This is a genomic window from Serratia sp. DFXYC6, assembly GCF_057196085.1.
Genome location: NZ_JBXUNV010000001.1, coordinates 557,400 through 577,036 on the forward strand (window position 1 = coordinate 557,400; position 19,637 = coordinate 577,036).

The 19,637-nt window shown below is 59.7% G+C and carries 16 protein-coding genes; 13 read left to right on the plus strand and 3 right to left on the minus strand.

Annotated features, from left to right (window positions below):
• From AC2CGQ_RS02835 to AC2CGQ_RS02880, 10 genes are read left to right on the plus strand one after another with little or no spacing between them, the layout of a single operon-like run.
• Positions 1 to 222 carry a hypothetical protein gene (locus AC2CGQ_RS02835; protein WP_019453673.1) on the plus strand — a complete coding sequence of 74 codons (222 nt, stop codon included), beginning with the start codon at positions 1 to 3 and terminating at the stop codon, positions 220 to 222.
• Entirely contained in the window at positions 215 to 2,545 is a 2,331-nt protein-coding gene (locus AC2CGQ_RS02840) for a phage tail tape measure protein (protein ID WP_166445278.1), read from the plus strand. Before AC2CGQ_RS02835 ends, AC2CGQ_RS02840 begins: the two co-directional genes overlap by 8 nt.
• Positions 2,545 to 2,883 carry a phage tail protein gene (locus tag AC2CGQ_RS02845; RefSeq protein ID WP_004935824.1) on the plus strand — a complete coding sequence of 113 codons (339 nt, stop codon included), beginning with the start codon at positions 2,545 to 2,547 and terminating at the stop codon, positions 2,881 to 2,883. The genes AC2CGQ_RS02840 and AC2CGQ_RS02845 overlap by 1 nt, the downstream gene beginning before the upstream one ends.
• 9 nt (positions 2,884 to 2,892) lie before the next feature.
• A complete protein-coding gene (locus AC2CGQ_RS02850) occupies positions 2,893 to 3,645 on the plus strand; it encodes a phage minor tail protein L (RefSeq protein ID WP_166445277.1) in 753 nt (250 codons plus the stop codon).
• A gap of 9 nt (positions 3,646 to 3,654) precedes the next feature.
• A complete protein-coding gene (locus AC2CGQ_RS02855; RefSeq protein WP_166445276.1) occupies positions 3,655 to 4,359 on the plus strand; it encodes a C40 family peptidase in 705 nt (234 codons plus the stop codon).
• 39 nt (positions 4,360 to 4,398) lie between these two features.
• Positions 4,399 to 4,758 carry a hypothetical protein gene (locus tag AC2CGQ_RS02860; RefSeq protein ID WP_166445275.1) on the plus strand — a complete coding sequence of 120 codons (360 nt, stop codon included), beginning with the start codon at positions 4,399 to 4,401 and terminating at the stop codon, positions 4,756 to 4,758.
• A 56-nt stretch (positions 4,759 to 4,814) separates the two neighbouring features.
• On the plus strand, positions 4,815 to 5,441 hold the full coding sequence (locus AC2CGQ_RS02865) for a tail assembly protein (RefSeq protein WP_166445274.1): 627 nt from the start codon (positions 4,815 to 4,817) through the stop codon (positions 5,439 to 5,441).
• 53 nt (positions 5,442 to 5,494) lie between these two features.
• Positions 5,495 to 9,082: a TipJ family phage tail tip protein gene (locus tag AC2CGQ_RS02870; RefSeq protein WP_166445273.1), complete on the plus strand. Its 3,588-nt coding sequence runs from the start codon at positions 5,495 to 5,497 to the stop codon at positions 9,080 to 9,082.
• Positions 9,083 to 9,132: 50 nt separating this feature from the next.
• The gene (locus tag AC2CGQ_RS02875) at positions 9,133 to 10,293 is read left to right on the plus strand and encodes a tail fiber domain-containing protein (protein WP_033632543.1); all 1,161 of its coding nucleotides are present in this window, start codon (positions 9,133 to 9,135) and stop codon (positions 10,291 to 10,293) included.
• On the plus strand, positions 10,290 to 11,792 hold the full coding sequence (locus AC2CGQ_RS02880) for a phage tail fiber protein (protein WP_072010098.1): 1,503 nt from the start codon (positions 10,290 to 10,292) through the stop codon (positions 11,790 to 11,792). The genes AC2CGQ_RS02875 and AC2CGQ_RS02880 overlap by 4 nt, the downstream gene beginning before the upstream one ends.
• A gap of 141 nt (positions 11,793 to 11,933) precedes the next feature.
• Here AC2CGQ_RS02880 and AC2CGQ_RS02885 read toward each other — a convergent pair whose 3' ends face one another.
• From AC2CGQ_RS02885 to ttrS, 3 genes are all read right to left on the minus strand, one after another.
• On the minus strand, positions 11,934 to 12,176 hold the full coding sequence (locus AC2CGQ_RS02885) for a DinI family protein (RefSeq protein ID WP_004935803.1): 243 nt from the start codon (positions 12,174 to 12,176) through the stop codon (positions 11,934 to 11,936).
• Positions 12,177 to 12,267: 91 nt separating this feature from the next.
• On the minus strand, positions 12,268 to 12,867 hold the full coding sequence (gene ttrR / locus AC2CGQ_RS02890; RefSeq protein ID WP_085337402.1) for a tetrathionate respiration response regulator TtrR: 600 nt from the start codon (positions 12,865 to 12,867) through the stop codon (positions 12,268 to 12,270).
• Positions 12,842 to 14,560, minus strand: a complete 1,719-nt coding sequence (gene ttrS / locus AC2CGQ_RS02895; protein WP_484593712.1) for a tetrathionate respiration histidine kinase TtrS — start codon at positions 14,558 to 14,560, stop codon at positions 12,842 to 12,844. Before ttrS ends, ttrR begins: the two co-directional genes overlap by 26 nt.
• A 229-nt stretch (positions 14,561 to 14,789) precedes the next feature.
• Here ttrS and ttrB point away from each other — a divergent pair, with 229 nt between their 5' ends.
• The 3 genes from ttrB to ttrA are packed head-to-tail and all read left to right on the plus strand — an operon-like array spanning position 14,790 to position 19,613.
• On the plus strand, positions 14,790 to 15,527 hold the full coding sequence (gene ttrB / locus AC2CGQ_RS02900) for a tetrathionate reductase subunit TtrB (protein ID WP_484593457.1): 738 nt from the start codon (positions 14,790 to 14,792) through the stop codon (positions 15,525 to 15,527).
• Positions 15,524 to 16,549 carry a tetrathionate reductase subunit TtrC gene (gene ttrC / locus AC2CGQ_RS02905; RefSeq protein ID WP_088381794.1) on the plus strand — a complete coding sequence of 342 codons (1,026 nt, stop codon included), beginning with the start codon at positions 15,524 to 15,526 and terminating at the stop codon, positions 16,547 to 16,549. Before ttrB ends, ttrC begins: the two co-directional genes overlap by 4 nt.
• Entirely contained in the window at positions 16,542 to 19,613 is a 3,072-nt protein-coding gene (gene ttrA / locus AC2CGQ_RS02910; RefSeq protein WP_484593458.1) for a tetrathionate reductase subunit TtrA, read from the plus strand. Before ttrC ends, ttrA begins: the two co-directional genes overlap by 8 nt.
• Positions 19,614 to 19,637: the final 24 nt, after the last annotated feature.

Genomic DNA, 19,637 nt, shown 5'->3' on the forward strand with positions numbered 1-19,637 from the left:
ATGTTGGTGTTCCAACTGGCCGATCGCTGGGGTGAGTCGGATCCTCGCAAGATCGCCGCGCTGCCGGCGCACATCCTGAATCACTGGCGGGCATACTTCAAACTGCAAGGCATGACGGCCGATGCGGCGGAGAGTGCCCCCGTTCATCAATCCGGTCAGCCCGCGCAAAGCAGTATTGATATGCAGTGTGCTGACGTTATGCGAGTGCTGGGAAATGGCTGATACCGCACAGTTGGTCGTCGGGTTGCAACTGAATGACACCAACTTTAAAAACAAACTGACGGCGGCTTACCGCACCGCCGGGGAACAATCCGCCAAATTTAACCGCCAGGCTCAGCAGGATGCGAAGAAGACCGACGAGTCGTATCAACGCATCGGCGGCACGCTTGGCGGCCTGGCGGGGAAACTGGCTGGGCTGGCCGGCGTTGAACTGTCGCTGCAGGGCCTCGCCGCCACCTCGCGCCAGTATGGGCAGGCGCTCACCGAACTTGCGTCCATCACCGTCGCCGCGACGGCGCAGATGAAACAGTTGGACGACGCGGCCCGCCAGGCGAGCAGCGCTTCCGGCGAAGGCGGCAGCCGGGCGGAGGAGATGCTGAAACTGGCCGGCGGCCTGAATGACAGCGCGGCGGCCTGGCGCGATCAGGCTGCGGCGGCGCGTGGGGCGGCTCAGGCGACATCGGGCGTCGGTTCTGCCTCTCGCGTCGCGCTGGGGATGCTTGGTGGCCCGATCGGTGTCGCCATCCAGGCGGGATTGGGGATGGCATACTTTTATGAGCAAACAATGCAAGCCAAAGAGGCTGCGGTGAGTCTGAAAGATGCTGCGATTCTAACTACGTCAGAGCTTATCAAACTGTCTAGTAAGCAACTTGCCCTGAGAAAATTAGATCTCAGTGAGCAGCTCGAGGAACAGCTTGGTGAGCGAGATAAGCAGCAGAACTTGTTGGATTATGCAAACAAGCGAATAGAACGAATACAGAGTAACCCAGGTCGGCTGGGTGACATATTTGGTGTTGAAAAGCAACTGCAAGCTACGCGGGTGCGTGCAGAAGCGGCTCTCGAGTCAATAGACATCGGGATTCAAAATACTCGCACTAGTATGCAAAATATTGACCAAGCTAACCTTCTTGTTTTGACAGGGGCAGCTCGTCAATTTAATCAGCCAGCAGGTAATATTTTGCCCGCTACTGCAACTGCGCAGGCGCAGTTGATGCCCTCTCCGCCCCCTGCTTATACATTGGATATTGTAAATACAGGTAATCTTGGACGTGAGCGACAGCAGGCTCTTGATCAGTACCAACAACTGCGTCAGGAAATCGAGCAGGCGCATCTGAGCAGCCTCGAAAAAATCACCCAGGATGAACAAAGCGCGCAGGCCAAGCTGGCGTCAACGGCCAAGGCGGCCGGTGCCGGGCAGGCCGATGTGCAGCGTGCGATGGCGCTGAACGCCGAGAAGTATCAGCGGCAGCGGCAACAGCTCGCTGAACAATACGCGCCAGGGCAGGCGGCGGTGCGCAAAGAGCAAGAGATCGGCAAGGCGCTGAAGGCGTTGTATGACGGGCGGCTGTTGACCGAACGCGAGTACCAGACCGCCAGCCGGATGCAGCAGCAAGAAACGACGCGCCAGCGGTTGAAGGCTGAAACCGATGCGCTCGCCGCGCCGGGCATGAACATTGCCGGTGATGTGGATCCTGCCGTGCGCCTTAACAATCAACTGGTGCAGCAGCAGGCGCAATACCAGGCCTACTACCAGCAAGGCATTCTGGATAAACAGCGCTATGAACAGCTGATGCAGGCGGCGACGCAGGAATCGTCGGACGCTCAGTATCAGCAGGCGCTGAGTCTGTTCGGCGGGCAGAGCCGCGTGCACAAGATGGCGCTGGGGCTGGTGGACATGACGCGGGAACGGACCTCCGGCATGATGTTCGATCTGCTGACCGGGACGCAAAACTTTAAGCAAAGCATGCTCGGCCTGTTGACCTCCATGACGCAGTCCATCATTCAGCAACTGATCGATCTGGCGATGCAGGCGCTGTTGACCAGAACCATTCTTTCCACCTTTATGAATATCGGCAGCGGCTTGCTGGGCGGGGCTGCAAGCGCCGGCGCGGGCGCGGCCGGTTCAGGCGCGATGGGCATGCCGACCGGTTGGCAAGGCTATGTCCCCAACGCCAAAGGCGGCGTGTACGCCTCGCCCTCGCTGAGCGCATTCAGCGGCCAGATCGTCAGCAATCCCACGTTGTTCGCGTTCGCCAGAGGCGCCGGCTTGATGGGCGAAGCCGGGCCGGAGGCCATTATGCCGCTCAAACGCGGCGCGGACGGTTCGCTCGGCGTGCGGGCGATCGGCGGCGGCCAGCAGTCTGCGGCGGCGCCGAATGTCTACATCACCATAGAGAACGGCGGCAACGTCAGTTCGCAGGCCGATCCGGGATGGGGCGAGTTCGGTAAACGGATGGGCAATATCGCCGCGCAGGAAAGCCAAAAGGTAATCAACCGTAACTTGATGCCGGGCCAGCCGATTTGGAAAGCAATCAAGGGGATGTAATGGGCATTCAGACATTTGAATTTCCGGCGCGCGTCAATGCCGCCGGCGATATGCGCTTTCGCGTCAGAAAGGCGCAGTTCGGCGACGGCTATGCGCAGGTCTCCGGCGACGGCATTAACCCGATCGTGCGCTCCTGGGATCTGACCTTTGTCGGCAAGTATGACTACATCACGCCGATTATCGTCTTTCTGGAAAATCATCATGGGGTGAAGTCCTTCCAATGGACGCCACCGACGCAGGTTCCCGGCCTTTACCGCTGCGAGGGTTATAAACCGGTCGCGATGGGCGGGGACAACTATTCACTGACGGCCACGTTTACCGAGGCTTTTCACGTTTAACCGGGGGAGATGATGCTGAATTCAGATTTGCAAAAGCTGGAACCGGGCAACCGCATCCGCCTGATTGAGGTAGACGGCACCCGGTTTGGCGCCGATATTCTGCGCTTTCATTGCGATACTCTGCCTTTTACGCCGCAAGAGCTGGCCGCCGCCGGCGGTGATGAAAGCAAACTGCCGGCGAAATCGATCTGGTGGCAGGGGCAGGAGTACGGCCCATGGCCGTTTAGCATAGAAGGATTGGAGATCTCCGCCGACAGCCAGGGCAACGCGCCCAAGCTGTCGGTCGCCAATATCAACGGCCTGATCAGCGCGCTCTGCCTGCAGTTTGAGGACATGGCGCAGGCCAAGGTGCGGATCCACGACACGCTGGTGCACTACCTTGACGCCCGCAATTTCCCGCAAGGGAACTCTTCGGCCGATCCGCTGCAGGAAAAGCTGCAGGTGTTCTACATCGATCGCAAGGCGACGGAAAGCGATGAGGCGGTGGAGTTCGAACTCTCCAGCCCGGCGGACCTGCGGGGGTTGCGCATCCCGACTCGGCAAATCCACAGCCTGTGCACCTGGTGCTCGCGCGGCGGCTATCGCACCGGTAACGGCTGCGATTACGCCGGTAGCCGTTACTTTGACGACAAAGGCAACCCGGTGGAGGATCCGAGTCAGGATCGCTGCGGCGGGCTGTTGAGCGACTGCCAAAAACGCTTTGGCGAGCACGAGCCGCTGCCGTTCGGCGGCTTCCCCGGCGCGGCGTTGATCCGGCAGTAGGGGGCGAGCATGAAAGAAAAAACCGCGACGGCCATTATGGCGCACGCCAGGGCTGAGTACCCGCGCGAATGCTGCGGCGTGGTGGCGCAAAAATCCCGCGTGGAGCGCTATTTTCCGTGCCGAAACCTGGCAGACAACCCCACCGAGCAGTTTCATCTGGCGCCGGAAGATTACGTGGCCGCCGCCGAATGGGGCACCATCACCCTCATTGTGCACAGCCACCCGGACGCCACAACGCAGCCGAGTGAGCTGGACAAGGCGCAGTGCGACGCGATGGAGTTGCCCTGGGCGATCGCCAGCTGGCCGGAGGGGGATTTGCGCACCATTTTGCCGCGCGGCGAACTGCCGCTGGTGGGCCGCCAGTTCGTGCTGGGGCATACCGACTGTTGGGGGCTGGTCATGAGCTATTTCCGCCAGGAGCACGGCATAACGCTGCAGGATTACCGCGTTGATTACCCGTGGTGGGAGCAGGGTGAAAACCGCTATCTGGAAAACTGGCATGCCTGCGGCTTTCGCGAGTTCGATGGCCCGCCGCGCCCCGGGGATATGGCGATCATGCAGGTTTCGGCACCGGTGGCCAACCACGCCGGCATTCTGCTGGCAGATGGCCTGTTGCTGCACCACATGTACGGCATGCTCAGCCAGCGGGTGCCTTACGGCGGGTATTGGAAAGAGCGAACGGTGAAGGTGTTGCGGCATAGAGAAATGATGTAATTCTCTGTTATGATGAAAAAAATAACAGAGGGAATACTGATGAAGAAACTCCTATTACCCATCACGTTGTTGATGTTGGCAGGTTGTGCAAATCCGGAACTAACAAAAAAGGTTACTGCTGAGTTTACGTCTAAAAAGGATGTAAAGAATTTATCCGTTTGCATCGCTGAGAAATCAGACATGAGAACGTTTAATATGCTACGAATTGAAACAACAGAAAAGCCAGCCAGGGACGGTGGTGTTTCTTTAGCTCTGATTAATGGCGGTGACTATATTGACATTATACCAGAGGCATTAGGCAGCAAGGTTATATATCGTGGTGAAGGTTCGAGACCAATGCTCGGAATGCTAACGTATAGAAATGATGAAGTAATAGCAGATATTAAATCATGTTTGTAAAAACGAACATAGTAATCAAAGCCATCAATTGATGGCTTTTTTATGGGGATAATTACATGTCGTTAATTGAAATTCCACTCAGAACGGTAAGATTTCACGGACCGTTGATCAAAGCTTTTGGGAGAGAGTTCAAATATCGGGCTACGACGGTACCCAAGGCCATTGATGCAATGAAGAACTTGTTACCCGGTTTCGAGCGCTACATGCTTGAGGCGCACAAACGCGGCCTGACATTTTCTATTTTCGTCGGTAAACGCAATGTCGGGCAGGATGAGCTGGAGTTCACCAAAGGGGCGGAAGATATTCACCTTGTTCCCGTTGTGATTGGGAGCAAGCGCGCAGGCTTATTCCAGACCGTGCTGGGCGTGGCGCTGGTTGCCGTGGCTATGTATGTTTCAGCGGGGACTGCGGCTGGTGCCATGGGGGCATTTACGGCCGGTGGGACAACTGGCATGGCGGCGATGGCCGGCGCTTCCATGGCCCTCGGCGGCATTCTCCAAATGCTCTCCCCGCAAATGGGCGGGCTGCGCATGCGGCAAGGCCCGGAAAATAAACCGAGCTATGCCTTTGGCGGGCCGGTCAACACCACGGCGCAGGGCAACCCCGTCGGCGTGCTGTACGGCACGCGTGAAATTGGTGGGGCGATTATCTCCGCAGGCATTTATACCGAAGACCAGCAATAACAACTTCCGTTTGAACAGACAGCCGCAATAGCGGCTTTTTTTATGGGCGAAATATGGCACAGAACATGATCCGTGGGCGTAAAGGCGGCGGCGGTGGCGGCCACACGCCGGTAGAATCGCCGGACAGCATTCAGTCGATCGCCAGAGCGAAGATGCTGTTCGCATTAGGCGAAGGGGAGTTTGCCGGCGGGCTGGATGGCACAAACATTTTTGTTGACGGTACGCCGGTGCTGAGCAGCGACGGAACAGAAAACTTTCCCGGTTTCCGCTGGGAATTCCGCCCTGGCTCGCAGGCGCAGGAATATATCCAGGGTATTCCCGCCGTTGAGAATGAGATCTCGGTTGGCAGCGAACTGAAAAGCGGCGCGCCGTGGGTGCGCTCCGTCTCTAACCTGCAGCTTTCCGCCGTTCGACTGCGTCTGGGGTGGCCCATGCTGCAAAAGCAGGCGGACAACGGCGACGTCAACGGCTATCGCATCGAGTACGCCATCGATGTGGCGACCGACGGCGGCAGCTACCAGGAGGTGTTAACGGCGGCGATCGACGATAAAACCACCTCGCTGTATGAACGTTCGCACCGCATCAATTTGCCGAAGGCCACCACGGGATGGCAGCTGCGCGTGCGCCGGTTGACGCCTAACGCCAACAGCGCCCGGATCGCCGACCGGATGAACATCGAGGCGCTGACCGAAATCATCGACGCCAAGCTGCGCTATCCGAACACTGCGCTGCTTTACGTTGAGTTTGATTCAAAGCAGTTCCCCAACATCCCGAAGATCAGCTGCAAACCGCGCGGCCGCCTGATCCGCGTGCCGGACAATTACGATCCGCAAACGCGCAGCTATACCGGCATCTGGAGCGGCGGCTTTCAGTGGGCCTACAGCGATAACCCGGCGTGGGTGTTTTACGACATTATTTTGGCCGAGCGCTTTGGCCTGGGCGATCGCATCGACGCCTCCCAGGTCTCCGAGTCCGAACTGTACCGCATCGCGCAGTATTGCGATCAGCCGGTGTCGGACGGGCGCGGCGGCGAGGGCATGGAGCCGCGCTTCACCTGCAACGTTTATCTGCAGTCACGGGAAGAGGCCTGGACGGTACTGAGCGATTTGGCCGGCATCTTCCGCGGCATGACCTATTGGGGGCAAAACCAAATGGTCGCCCTGGCGGACATGCCGCGCGATATGGACTTCACCTACACCCGCGCCAACGTGATCGACGGCAAGTTTACCTACTCGTCCGCCAGCGAACGCACCCGCTACAGTACGGCGATGGTCAGCTGGTCCGATCCGGGCAACCATTACGCCGATGCGATAGAGGCGGTATTCGACAGCGATCTGGTACGCCGCTACGACGTGAACCAGACCGAGCTGACGGCCATCGGCTGCACCACGCCGAGCGAAGCGAACCGCCGCGGCCGCTGGGCGCTGTTGACCAACAGCAAGGATCGTACGGTCAGCTTCTCCGTGGGGCTGGACGGTATGATCCCCATGCCGGGGCATATCGTCGGCGTGGCGGACCAGATGCTGGCCGGGCGGGTGATTGGCGGGCGCCTTAGCGGCGTGGACGGACGTAAACTGACGCTGGACAGGAAGCCGGGCGCTAAAGCCGGCGATCGCCTGATCGTTAACCTGCCTTCAGGTAAAGCGCAGGCGCGCACCATGCAGGCGGTGAATGATCGCGTAGTGACCGTCACCACTGCCTACAGCGAGACGCCGGCGCCGGAAGCGGTATGGTCCATCGATGCGGACGATCTGGCGGTGCAGCTTTACCGCGTGGTGGGCATCGCCGACAACGGCGATAACACTTATACCGTCAACGCCGCGGAACACGATCCGAACAAGTACGCCCGCATTGATACCGGCGCGCGTATCGACGATCGTCCGATCTCCATCATTCCGCCCGGCGTGCAGGCGCCACCGAAAAACATCACCATCGACAGCTACTCCTCGGTGAGCCAGGGTATCGCCATTACCACCCTGCGCGCCGCCTGGGGCGCGGTTGAAAATGCCATCGCCTATGAGGCGGAATGGCGCAAAGATAACGGCAACTGGGTGTCGGTGCCGCGCACCTCGGCGCTCGGCTTTGAAGTGCCGGGGATTTACGCCGGTCGTTATCGGGTGCGGGTGCGGGCCATCAACGCCAGCAATGTGTCGTCTGTCTGGGCGACCTCGATGGAAACCTACCTCAAGGGCAAAGAGGGTAAACCGCCGATGCCGGTCGACTTCAAGGCATCGCCTTTGCTGTGGGGCATCCAGCTTGACTGGGCGTTCCCCATCGGCGCTGAAGATACGCTCAAGACCGAAATTCAGTATGCGGACAACGCCGCCGGGAATAATGCGATGCTGCTGGCCGATATCCCGTATCCGCTGCACACCCACGCCATGATCGGGCTGAAGGCGGGCCAGGGCTTCTGGTTCCGCGCGCGCCTGCAAGACCGCACGGGCAATCAGGGCGACTGGACTGGCTGGAGCGCCGGGCAGGCGAACGCGGACGCCGGTGATTATCTCGAGAACATCGGCGACGATCTTCTGACCGCGAAAGACGGCGAGCGGCTGGTGGGCGATATCGACACCAACATCGACGCCATCTTGCAGAATGCGCTGGCCAACAATGCGACGGTGGATCACCAGTGGGCGCAGTACGGCACGGTGCGCGCCGATATCATGGTGGTGAAAACCACCATCGCGGAGGTCGATCGCGGGCTGGCCGAGATGAAAACCCAGGTGCAGGCGCAGATTGACGACGTCGCGGCGGTGCTGGAAGACAAACTGACGGCGACGGTAGACGCCGATGGCGCCACGGCCATCCATACGCTGAAAGCGGGCGTGCGGGTGAACGGCACCTTCTACAACGCCGGCATGTCGATCGCGGTATTGGCGGAAAACGGCAGGCCGGTCACCACCCGCGTCGGCTTTAACGCCAACCAGTTCGTGCTGATGAGCGGCAACAACAGCAATCAGTATTCGCCGTTTGCCGTGGTGGATGGACAGGTGTTTATTAGCGACGCGTTTATTCGCAATGGCACTATCGATAGCGCAAAGATCGCACAGCATATCCAGTCTTCTAATTGGGTAAGTGGGCAGCGTGGCTGGGCGATAAATAAAGACGGTGGGGCACAATTCAATAACATTAGCGCCCGTGGAGCAATATATGCCGACACCGGTGAGTTTAAAAATGGTGTGATTGGCAATTGTCGAATTCTTGAAAACTGTTCCATTGAGGGGAAACTTTCCGCTGCGAATATCGAGGGCGCGATCATGGATGGCTCGATGTTAAGCTGGACGGGTTATCATACTAATGCGAGTCGGTTATTACGTTTTGGCGGTAATAATGTTATTCCCGTTCGTGTTTTTGGACAGATTCAAATTAGAAGAAGCGGACGCGGCTATCCTCACGGTTATGGCGGGGTTAGGCAAAATGCAACCGGTGGAGGCTATATGCCAGAGGTTCCCGTTAGTTCCAGTTCAGGTAGCGGACAACCTTCGGTATCCATCGTTTATGTCGATGCATTAATTGGGAAGTCTTCGACTGCCTTTTGGCAGCTTGCCTCAGGAGAGCTTGACCAAGGACAATCGCACTCAACGACTTTTATTGTGAATATCTTTGCCACGCCACAATATACGGCCTTTGCGCTGGAGTAATCATCACCTCCGTAACGAGGTTTTTATCAGGCTAATTTAGGAGGATACTTATGCCAGTAGGCACTCTCACCCTAACGAGTAATTCCATAATAGTAAAAGGTACCGGAACGGCCTTTAATACCGAATTAAAATCCGGTGATTTCATCGTGAGCGTGGTCGGCGGCGTCACCTATACGCTGCCGGTGAAAGCCGTTGACAACGCCACACAGGCCACGCTGATTAAAGCCTATGATGGCCCAACGCAGGCGGGCGCAGCATGGTATGCCGTTCCGCGCGACGCGATGAACGCCATCACCGCCCAGTTGGCTGCCGAGACGGCCAAAGCCCTGCGTGGGCTGAACCTCGATAAAGAGAACTGGCAGCAGGTCTTCAGCAATACCGGAAATATTACCGTTAAGTTGCCGGATGGCAGCACCTATGGCGGTCCGGCTTGGAATAATATTACAGCTTCACTCAATAATAAGTTAGACAAGACGATTAGCGCTGCCCAGGAAATTAAAGGTTCACTGTCTTTACAGGGTTCTTTGGTGACAGGGCAAACGGCAAACCTTGACGTGGGGGGATATTCACGTTTCCGTAAGTCAACGACATTTGATGATACCATGATGGGGCGAAATGGCATTCATTTAAACTCTGGTGATACGGGGTCGTCTAATGTTCGTGCTGAAAAGACGTTTACCAGATCTACCGGAACTGTAGATGGCCCGACATTACTATCGGTCATGACAACAGCAGGTGGCGTTGTCACTGCCATGCAAATGTTTTGTCGTCGCGAAATTGGCGTAACTGATTATGGTGCGATTTCATTTAAGGATTACGCCAATGTCTGGCATGAGGTGCGTCTACAGAATAATGGAGACTTTAATAATTTAACCGGAAATTGGGTGACCGGCTCAGACCTTAGAATTAAAACGGAAGTAAAAGAAATTGAAGACCCTATAACACTCATTCGCGGTTTAAAACTCTACACCGGCAAGCGTGATGGCAAGCCATTTATCGGTGGTATCGCACAAGAAATTGAAAAGAAACTTCCCCAGGTTGTTGCTGAAGGTGGTTCTTTAGAATTGCAAAACGGCGAAACTGTTACTCGGGTAAAATCCGTCGATTATTCAACGCTGGGATATGTGGCCCTGGCCGCATTGAATCAGGCTCTGGATAGAATCGATCGCCAGGATGAATTAATCAAAGAACTCATGGAGAAAGTGCAATGACATTAATCAGCGGCGTATTAAAAGGCCCTTACGGCGATCCTCGTTCCGGCGTAACCATTACCCTGCGCGCAGTCAGGACCTCGTCAACGGTATTGAGCTTGGCTAAATCACAATCAGTGACGGATGATAGCGGTAAATATTCCCTACCCGTGGAGGCGGGCGCTTACGAGGTCATTATCTCTGTGTATGGTGCGCAGCCGGAGCGAGTGGGGGCTATCGAAGTTTATAACGATTCCTTGCCTGGCACGCTCAATGATTTCCTAGGCCGGCCAGGGGAAAGCGATATCACGCCGGAGATTGTGCAAACCGTCGATCGCTTGCGTGCCGAGGCGGCTTTGTCTGCCGACAAATCAGCAGCATCAGCAGCGGCGGCAAAAGTCAGTGAGCAGAATGCAGCCGAAAATAGCAAAGTCGTTACCGCCGCTGGTTTTGCTTCTGGTCCTGTTCATACAGCTGATATTTTTTCTTCGAATAATCAGTCAAGTATTCGTCGCTATACCATCGCGACCGCCAACAGGCCTGGCGGGGCAACTGGCGGCGTATTGGTTTTACCCGTTGATGGTGGGCCGTCGAGTGCGTATTTTGCAACATCGGTTGAACGGAAAGCTTGGGTCGGTAGTTCAACCCCCGCAGCCGCTTCAACCATTTCTTGGTCTCGATTATTCAGCACGACAGATCTCCCAGGGGTGGCCGACATTTCAGACTTGAAATATTGGGGATTAACAAAAGGCGTGTCAGCAGCTTCCAAAGGAAACTTCAATGCGCAAATGCAAAGCCGCCGGGGGTATGCGGCTACCGATCCGATCGGTAATCCATTCAAAGATACCGGGACTTATTTCCTCGATACGCGCTCATGGGCAGTGACGCAAGCGGGAACCGACGACAGCTATCGAACGGTGCAAACCTGTTACGGCTATGGCGTGAGTGCTGCGCAAACGGGGAAAATTGCCGTGCGCAGCTGGAATGGCACCGCGTTTACCCCCTGGGTTTGGATGTGGTCGGAAGCCAACACCACGGTTGACGGCAACGGTTTTATCAAGAAAGCCTCGCCGATCGCCAGATTGTCCGCTGCGCCTGAGCATATGCAGGCTGACTATCTGGAAGGCGGCTTTGCGCTGGCCGGTTGCGCGGCGGTTAATGGTGAGGCGGACGGGGTGAGCGCAGAGCGAATCTCCGTCGGCGTTTATCAGTTGAATGGCTCACTGGGGTTGGCAAAGGAGGGCTGGACCATTGAGGTGCCGCAGGATGTCAATGGTAACCGCCTGTGCTTTGTGGAAACCGCTACCGATAGCGACGGTGGCATCACGGTGAAAATCAGCAAACGCCGTTTTGACATCGATACCGCAACGGTCGTGGCCGGCGAAGCGATGGATATCCCTGAAGGGCGCTGGATCGATCTGCGCCTCGCCATGCCGGCGCGCGAAAGGGTGGAAGTGCTGCCGCCGGAGGCGCTGGTATCAAACGATGACACGTCATCGGAAACCAACGCGGTTTCATAAATAAAGTGGATGCCAGGTAAAATGCCGGTGCAGTAGGTTATTGGCCGTCTAATGCATCGGCGCCGGCATTATCACCGAGAGGCTCGGGCAAACACGCGGCCCGTTCCGCCTGGCAAGGTTCCCGCTGGGGGTTACTGCTCGTCAAATATCAGTGACCAGCCACTGATCCGCTTCTTCGAACATCTCTTCCAACATTCGGTTCAGCTTCTCACGATCGCTTTTGCTGGCGTCGGAGTTCAGGCCGTTGGCCTGCATCGGTTTCACGCGCACGTCAGCTTCCGGGAACAGCGCATGCACGCGTTTTTCCAGCTCGTTGCGAATAATCTCGGCGGCGTTGGGCAGCCCAGCGACGTTGCGTTTGTCGTACACCAATTCTACAAACATGACTCACCTGTAAACACTGATTTAATGTACAGTATTCTGGCCTGAGGAAGGCCGGTTGGCAAGAGGGGGCGCGGAATTTTGCATGATGCGTTCATTCGTGCGCGGCGTGCGGTAACCCCTGCAACTGAATCACTAATTCCGCCAGGCTGGCGGCTTGCATTTTCTCCATCACTTTCGCCCGGTGAACCTCTACGGTGCGCAGGGCGATATTCAACCGCTCCGCCATTTCCCTGTTCATCATGCCTCGTACCACCAGCTGCGCGATGTCGCGTTCTTTCGGCGTGAGCGTGCGGTAGCGGCCGCAAGTTTCATGGCGTCGCCAGGCTTTGGCCGAGACCTGCCGCGCCCGTTCGAGGGCGGCGATCAGCGGTTCAGCGGCGATCGGTTTTTGCAGGAAGTCCACCGCGCCGTACTTCATCTGCTCCACCGCCATCGGCACGTCGCCATGGCCGGACAGGAACACCACCGCCAGCGTGCTGCCGAGGCGGCGCAGTTCAGCGTAGGCCTGGTGCCCATCGAGTTTCGGCATCCGCATGTCCAGCAAGACGATCCCGGTCTGAAACAGATCGGCCTGCGCCAAAAAGTCGGTGCTGTCATTCCAGCATTGCACGTCGTGGCCGAGGCTGGTCAGTAAAAAATGGCAGGCGTCGGTGACGGCGACGTCATCATCCACCAGATGAATTAGCGGCATGGTTTTCCTCATCGTTAAATATGAAATGCAGGGTGACGCATAGCCCATTGCGGCTGTCGGGGGCGGGGCGGTTAGCCAGTTGGATCTCGCCGCCGCCATACCGGGCCAGGCGGCGGCAAATGGCCAACCCCAGCCCCATGCCGCCGGCCTTGGTGGTGTTGAAGGGGCGGAAAGCCTGCTCCAGCCCGGCCGCGCTCATCCCGCCCGCGTTGTCCTGCAAACGCACATCGAGCGCCCGTTCGTGTTCGTCGGCGGAAAGCCAGACGGCGTTGGCGCCGGCCTGCGCCGCGTTCAGCAGCAGGTTCGCCAGCAGCTGTTCCAGCAGCGCCGGCGGCAGGGTTAGCGTCAGCGAAGGCGCCACGTTGTTGAACAGTTTCAGGTCGGGGTAGCGTTGCGTCAGGCGCAGCAGTGCCCACACCCGCTCGGCGGTTTCGTTTATCGAGATGGGGCGCCAGCTCGCCTTGTCTACCTTCTCGGTGGGGGGCTGCACCCACTGGCGCAGGTTATGAATCGTCTCGCCGCCGCGCTGCGCCTGCCGATCAATATTTTCCAGCGGCGTCAGCAGCGGGTGCCCGGCGTCCGTTTTGCGCAGTTGGATCAGGCACCCTTGCGCATAGTGGCGAATGGCTGCCAGCGGCTGGTTGAGCTCATGCGCAAAGCCGGAGGCCATCTCTCCCAGCACGTTCAACTGCCTGGCGTTCTCCAGCGCCTGCTCCTGACGGCGCAGTTGTTCTCCGGCATGGAGCAGCTGTCGCCCACGCCGGCGCACCAGCAGCGCGATCCAGATATGGTTGACGATCAACAGCGCCAGCACCGCCAGCGACAGGCTGACGGCCGTCTGATGCTGGATCAGCCAGCTCTTGATATCCAGCCACAGGCGCCGCTGTTCCGGGTGCTGATTGACGGCGCGCAGCAGCGCTTCCACTGCGCTGGTCGAGGCCGGTGCGCCCCACTGAAAGGGAGACTGCGGCGGTGCGGTCAGCAAGGCTCTTGCTACTGCATCCACCAGTGAGTTATCCAGACCGGGCAGGGCGGCGAACGACCAGTTGGGATAAAGCGGCGTGCTGGTGACGCAGGGAACCGATGTGGGCCATTGCAACAGCGGGCGAAAATCCGCCGGGTTGATCAAGCCTTCCCGACCCATTTTCTCCAGCAGACAGACGGGAACGATAGCGGCCTGAATGGCGCGCTCGCGCAACAGATAGAGCAGGGCGTCGGCAGGGAACCCGGTAAAGCGCAGGTGAAAATCGCGCTCGGGCCGCATACCGGCATCGCTGAGCGCCTTATAGCCGGTCAGATAGCCGCCGAAGGCCTGCGGAGCGATGGCGCCCACCGTTTTGCCCATCAGCGCCTGCGGCGTCGTTATGCCGCTGTCGCGCCGCACCAAAATCACGCTGCCGATGATGTTGCCCGTTGCCCGATCGCCGTTGGCGGCGCGCAACGACGCCAGCCAGCGCAGATGATAGTGGCTGTTCAACTGCACGAACTGCGCCGGATTAGTGACCACGAACTGCACGCTGCCCCGATTGACCGCTTCGCGCATCTGCGCCAGATCGAGCGGCTGCAGGCGGAAGCGCTCACCGCCGACGCTGCCGTTGAGCCTGTCGATCAGCGGCTGCCAGTCACGCGCGGTCGCCGCATCGCCGCGCATCGCCAGCACGCCGACCGACCACTCGCCCGCCTGTGCAGCCATCCCCCAGCCGAGACTGAGCAGCAGTAATAACACGACCCTCACGGCCCCTCCTGATGGGCAATCTGCCTGCCGTCACTTGTTTTAGATCAACGTTAGGTCCGGTATGTGGTTAACCACAATAGAGCTGAGCCCAATGTCATTTTTACACTGTAAATCATCGACATTGTTTATTCATCTAACGGGCATCAATAGCGTGATCGGAGTGATGCCCAGGACGTGGGAGAGGCGCATGGATTTCGGTAAACGGCAGTTTTTACAGCGGCTGGGCGTGTTGACGGCGGGGGCTTCGCTGATCTCCGTGGCGGAGGCCGGGCTGACGTTAGCACCGACGCGGCGCGAGGGGGATGCGAGCCGCCGTTACGCGATGCTGATCGACCTGCGGCGCTGCGTAGGGTGCCAGGCTTGTACCGTGAGCTGCGCCATTGAAAACCAGACGCCGCACGGGGAGTTTCGTACCACGGTAAACCAGTATCAGGTCAGCCTCGAAGGCGAAGCCGCTGCGACCAACGTGCTGTTGCCCAGGCTGTGCAATCACTGCGACAACCCGCCCTGCGTGCCGGTATGTCCGGTACAGGCCACCTTTCAGCGCGAGGACGGGATCGTGGTGGTCGACAACAAACGCTGCGTGGGTTGCGCCTATTGCGTACAGGCCTGTCCGTACGATGCCCGTTTTATCAATCACACAACCCAAACGGCGGACAAATGCACCTTTTGCGTGCACCGGCTGGAGGCGGGATTGTTGCCGGCATGCGTGGAGTCGTGCGTGGGAGGGGCGCGGATCATCGGCGATATGCGCGATCCGCACAGCATGCTGAGCAAGCTGCTGCGGCGCCACGAGGCCGAGATAAAAGTCCTCAAGCCGGAACACCAAACCGCGCCCCACGTGTTCTATCTGGGGCTGGATGACGCCTTCGTCACGCCGCTGCCGGGGCGGGCGCAGGTCGCCTTATGGGGAGAAAGACGATGAGCCGCCAACTGATGATCGCAGAAGTGCTGAGCCAGCCGCAGGCGGTGAGCTGGCTGCCGTGGGCCGTACAATATTTCTTCTTTATCGGCATCGCCGCCTGCGCCGCGCTGCTGGCCTGCGTGTGGCGCTGGCGCGGTGGAGATAACGCCGCGCATCTGGAGCGCATGGCGCTGTTTATCGGGCTGACGTGCGCCATTACCGCGCCGCTGGCGTTGACCGCCGACCTGCATCAAACCGCCCGTTTCTGGCATTTCTACGCCTACCCGACGCCCTGGTCGTGGATGCCGTGGGGCGCGCTGTTCTTGCCGCTGTTTACCCTGCTGATCGGCCTGTGGTTTATCGCGATTGAATTTACGCGGCTGACGGGCAGACCGGTTGCGCTGTTGCGTGGGATAGCGCCCGCCTGCGCGCTGGTGGCTATCGGCCTGCTGTTGTACACCGGGCGAGAGGTTTCCATCGTGCGCGCCCGCCCAATCTGGTTCAGCTACGGGTTTCCGATCGTGATGTTCCTCAGCGCGCTGCAGGCGCTCTTGGCTTTGCTGCTGCTGGCGATGCGCGAACGGCCCGGTCAGCAGGCGCCGCTGGCGCGCGGGATGTTGCTGACACTGCTGCTGCTCGGCGGGGCGATCCTGCTGTGGGTATGCGGCGATACGTTATCCGGCGCGGCGGTACGCCACTGGCTGCAGACGCAGGCGATGGCGCGCCGGTATGCCGCAGGATGGATTGCGCTGTGGGGGCTGACGCTGGCGTGCGCCGCCTGGGCCGGCTATCGGCGCTTGCCGCGCGGCGGTGCGCCGCTGCTGGTGGCCGGTGCTCTGGTGCTGAGCTGGCTGATGCGCTGGACGCTGTTGATCGAGGTACAAACCATCCCGAAATACAGCGCGTCTAACTCCTCTTATAGCCTGCCGCTCGGCACCGACGGTTTGCTGGCGATCGTCGGCACCTTCGGCTTGTGGCTGGCGTTAATGATCATGGTGCGTGAAGCACAGGCGTTTTTACTGCGGAGAAAACAACATGGCTAAACTCACCCGGCGTCAGTGGTTGAAAGTGGGCCTGGCCTTCGGCGGATTGTCCGCTTTCGGCCTGAGCTATCGCGAAGTCGCCAAACGGGCGATCGACGGCTTGATTCACGGCACCTCAGGGCGGGTGACTCTGGATCGCATCAACGGCAACTCCCTGTCGCCCGAAGGCCGGGCAATGCCGGAATGGCAAGGCAATCCGCAGCAGGCCATCTCGATGACCCAGTGTTTCGGCTGCTGGACGCAATGCGGCGTGCGGGTACGGGTGGACAGGCAGACCGACCGGGTATTGCGCATTGCTGGCAACCCTTATCATCCGCTGTCTCAGGAACGGCACGTCGACTCTGCGTTGCCGCTGCAGGATGCGTTGGCGCAGTTGGGTGGCGAACGCGGCCTCGATGCCCGTTCCACCGCCTGCGCACGCGGCGCCACGCTGCTGGAGGGGCTTTACAGCCCGATGCGCGTGCTGGAGCCGATGAAGCGCGTCGGCAAACGCGGCGAGGGCAAGTGGCAGCGCATCAGCTTTGAGCAGTTGATCGCCGAAGTGGTGGAGGGCGGCAATCTGTTCGGCGAGGGGCATGTGGACGGCCTGCGGGCGATCCGCGATCTGGAGACGCCGATCGATGCCCGACGGCCGGGGCTGGGGCCGAAAGCCAACCAGCTATTGGTGACCAACGCCGGTGACGACGGGCGCGATAGCTTCCTGCGGCGCTTCGCCCAGAACAGTTTCGGCAGCAAAAACTTCGGCGCGCACGGCGCTTACTGCGGGCTGGCCTACCGTGCCGGTTCCGGCGCGTTGATGAGCGATCTGGACAAGAACCCGCACGTGAAACCGGACTGGGAACAGGTTGAATTCGCGCTGTTTATGGGGACCTCGCCGGCGCAGTCCGGCAACCCGTTCAAGCGCCAGGCCCGGCAATTGGCCAGCGCCAGATTGCGCAGCGAATTCCGTTATGCGGTGGTGGCGCCGGCGCTGCCGCTGACCACCACGTTGGCGGACGATCATGGCCATTGGGTCCCGATATTGCCGGGTACCGACTCGGCGCTGGCGATGGCGATGATCCGTTGGATCCTCGACCACCGGCGTTATCAGACCGATTATCTCGCCATCCCGTCTGAGGCCGCCATGCAACGCGCCGGCGAGAAGAGCTGGACCAATGCCACGCATCTGGTGATCGCCGAGAGCGAGCATCCGCGCGCGGGGCAGCACCTGACGCTGGCCGATCTCAACGGCACCGGGTCGGCGTCACCGCTGGTGGTCAACGGCGCGGGTGAGCTGGTGGCGGCCGAGACGTGCGACAGCGCCGAGCTGTGGGTAACCCGTACGGTGACGCTGTACGATGGCGCGCAGGTGGAGGTGAAAAGCGGCTTCCAGTGTTTGAAAGAGGCCGCCGACAATCTGTCGCCGGAGGCGTACAGCCGGCAATGCGGTGTGCCGGTGGCACGCATCGCGGCACTGGCCGAGGCCTTTACCGCCCACGGGCGCAAGGCGGCAGTGATCGCCCATGGCGGGATGATGGCGGCGAACGGGTTTTACAATACCTGGGCGGTGATGATGCTTAACGTGCTGATCGGCAACCTGAGCCTGGCGGGGGGCGTGTTCGTCGGCGGCGGTAAATTCAACGGCTTCGCCGAGGGGCCGCGCTATAACCTGGTCGAGTTTCCTGGCCTGGTAAAACCGAAAGGGCTGAATATCGCGCGCAGCAAGGCCGCCTATGAAACCTCCGACGAATACCGCGAAAAAGTGGCGGCGGGCATTTCGCCCTGGCCGGCCAAAGCGCCCTGGTATCCGTTCGTCGCCGGGCAGTTGACCGAGCTGCTGACCTCGGCGCTGGCAGGGTACCCGTACGGGCTGAAAGCCTGGATCTCGAACATGACCAACCCCTTGTACGGTATCGCCGGGTTGCGCGGCGTGGCGGAGGAGCGGCTGAAAGATCCGGCGCGTTTGCCGCTGTTTATCGCTATCGATGCGTTTATCAACGAAACGACGGCGCTGGCCGACTATATCGTCCCGGACACCCATAATTTTGAGAGTTGGGGATTCAGCGCCCCCTGGGGCGGCGTCGCCAGTAAGACCACCACCGCGCGCTGGCCGATAGTGACGCCGGCGACTGCGCAAACGGCGCAAGGGCAGCCGATTTCCATGGAGGCGTTTTGCATTGCCATCGCCAAACGCCTGGCATTGCCGGGGTTCGGCGATCGCGCTATCGGCGACGGCCAGGGCGGGCTGCTGCCGCTCAACCGTGCGGAGGATTATTATCTGCGCGCCGCCGCCAACGTGGCGTTTGCCGGCAAGGCGCCGGTGCCGGCCGCGAGGGCGGACGAACTGGCGCTGAGCGGTGTCGATCGCTTGCTGCCGCAGCTGGCGCAGACGCTGCGCGCCGATGAGATCGACCGCGTGGCGTTTATCTACAGCCGCGGCGGCCGCTTCGCCGATCACGACAGCGGCCGCCGCGACGGCAGCGTGGGCAACCGCTGGGAGAAACCGCTGCAGATCTGGAATGCGGAAGTGGCGAAGCACCGGCATGCGATCACCGGCGAGCGTTTCAGCGGCTGCCCCACCTGCTACCCGGCGCGTTTGTCGGACGGCCGCGCGGTGGAAGCGTTCTACCCAGAACGGCAGTGGCCGCTGCGCCTGATGTCCTTCAAATCGAATGTGATGAGCAGCTCCACCGCGGTGATCCGGCGCCTGCACGACGTGAAGCCGGTGAACCTGGTGGCCTTGAACCCGGCGGACGGGGCGCGTTTCGGTATTCAACACGGTGATTGGGTGCGCATCAGCACGCCGGGCGGCAGCCGCGAGGCGCAGATCAGTTTGCTGGCGGGGGTGATGCCCGGCGTGATCGCGGTGGAACACGGCTACGGCCACCGGGAGATGGGGGCCAGCCAGCACTACCTGGATGGCGAACCGCTGGCGATGGATGAGCGCATCGCCGCCGGCATCAACCTCAACGATCTGGGGTTTGCCGATCCGACGCGCGAAGTGCCGAATACCTGGCTGGATTGGGTGACCGGTGCGGCGGTGCGTCAGGGTATTCCGGCGGCGATCGTCAAACTTTCCGCGTAAACGGCAGACGAAAAAAAACCTGCT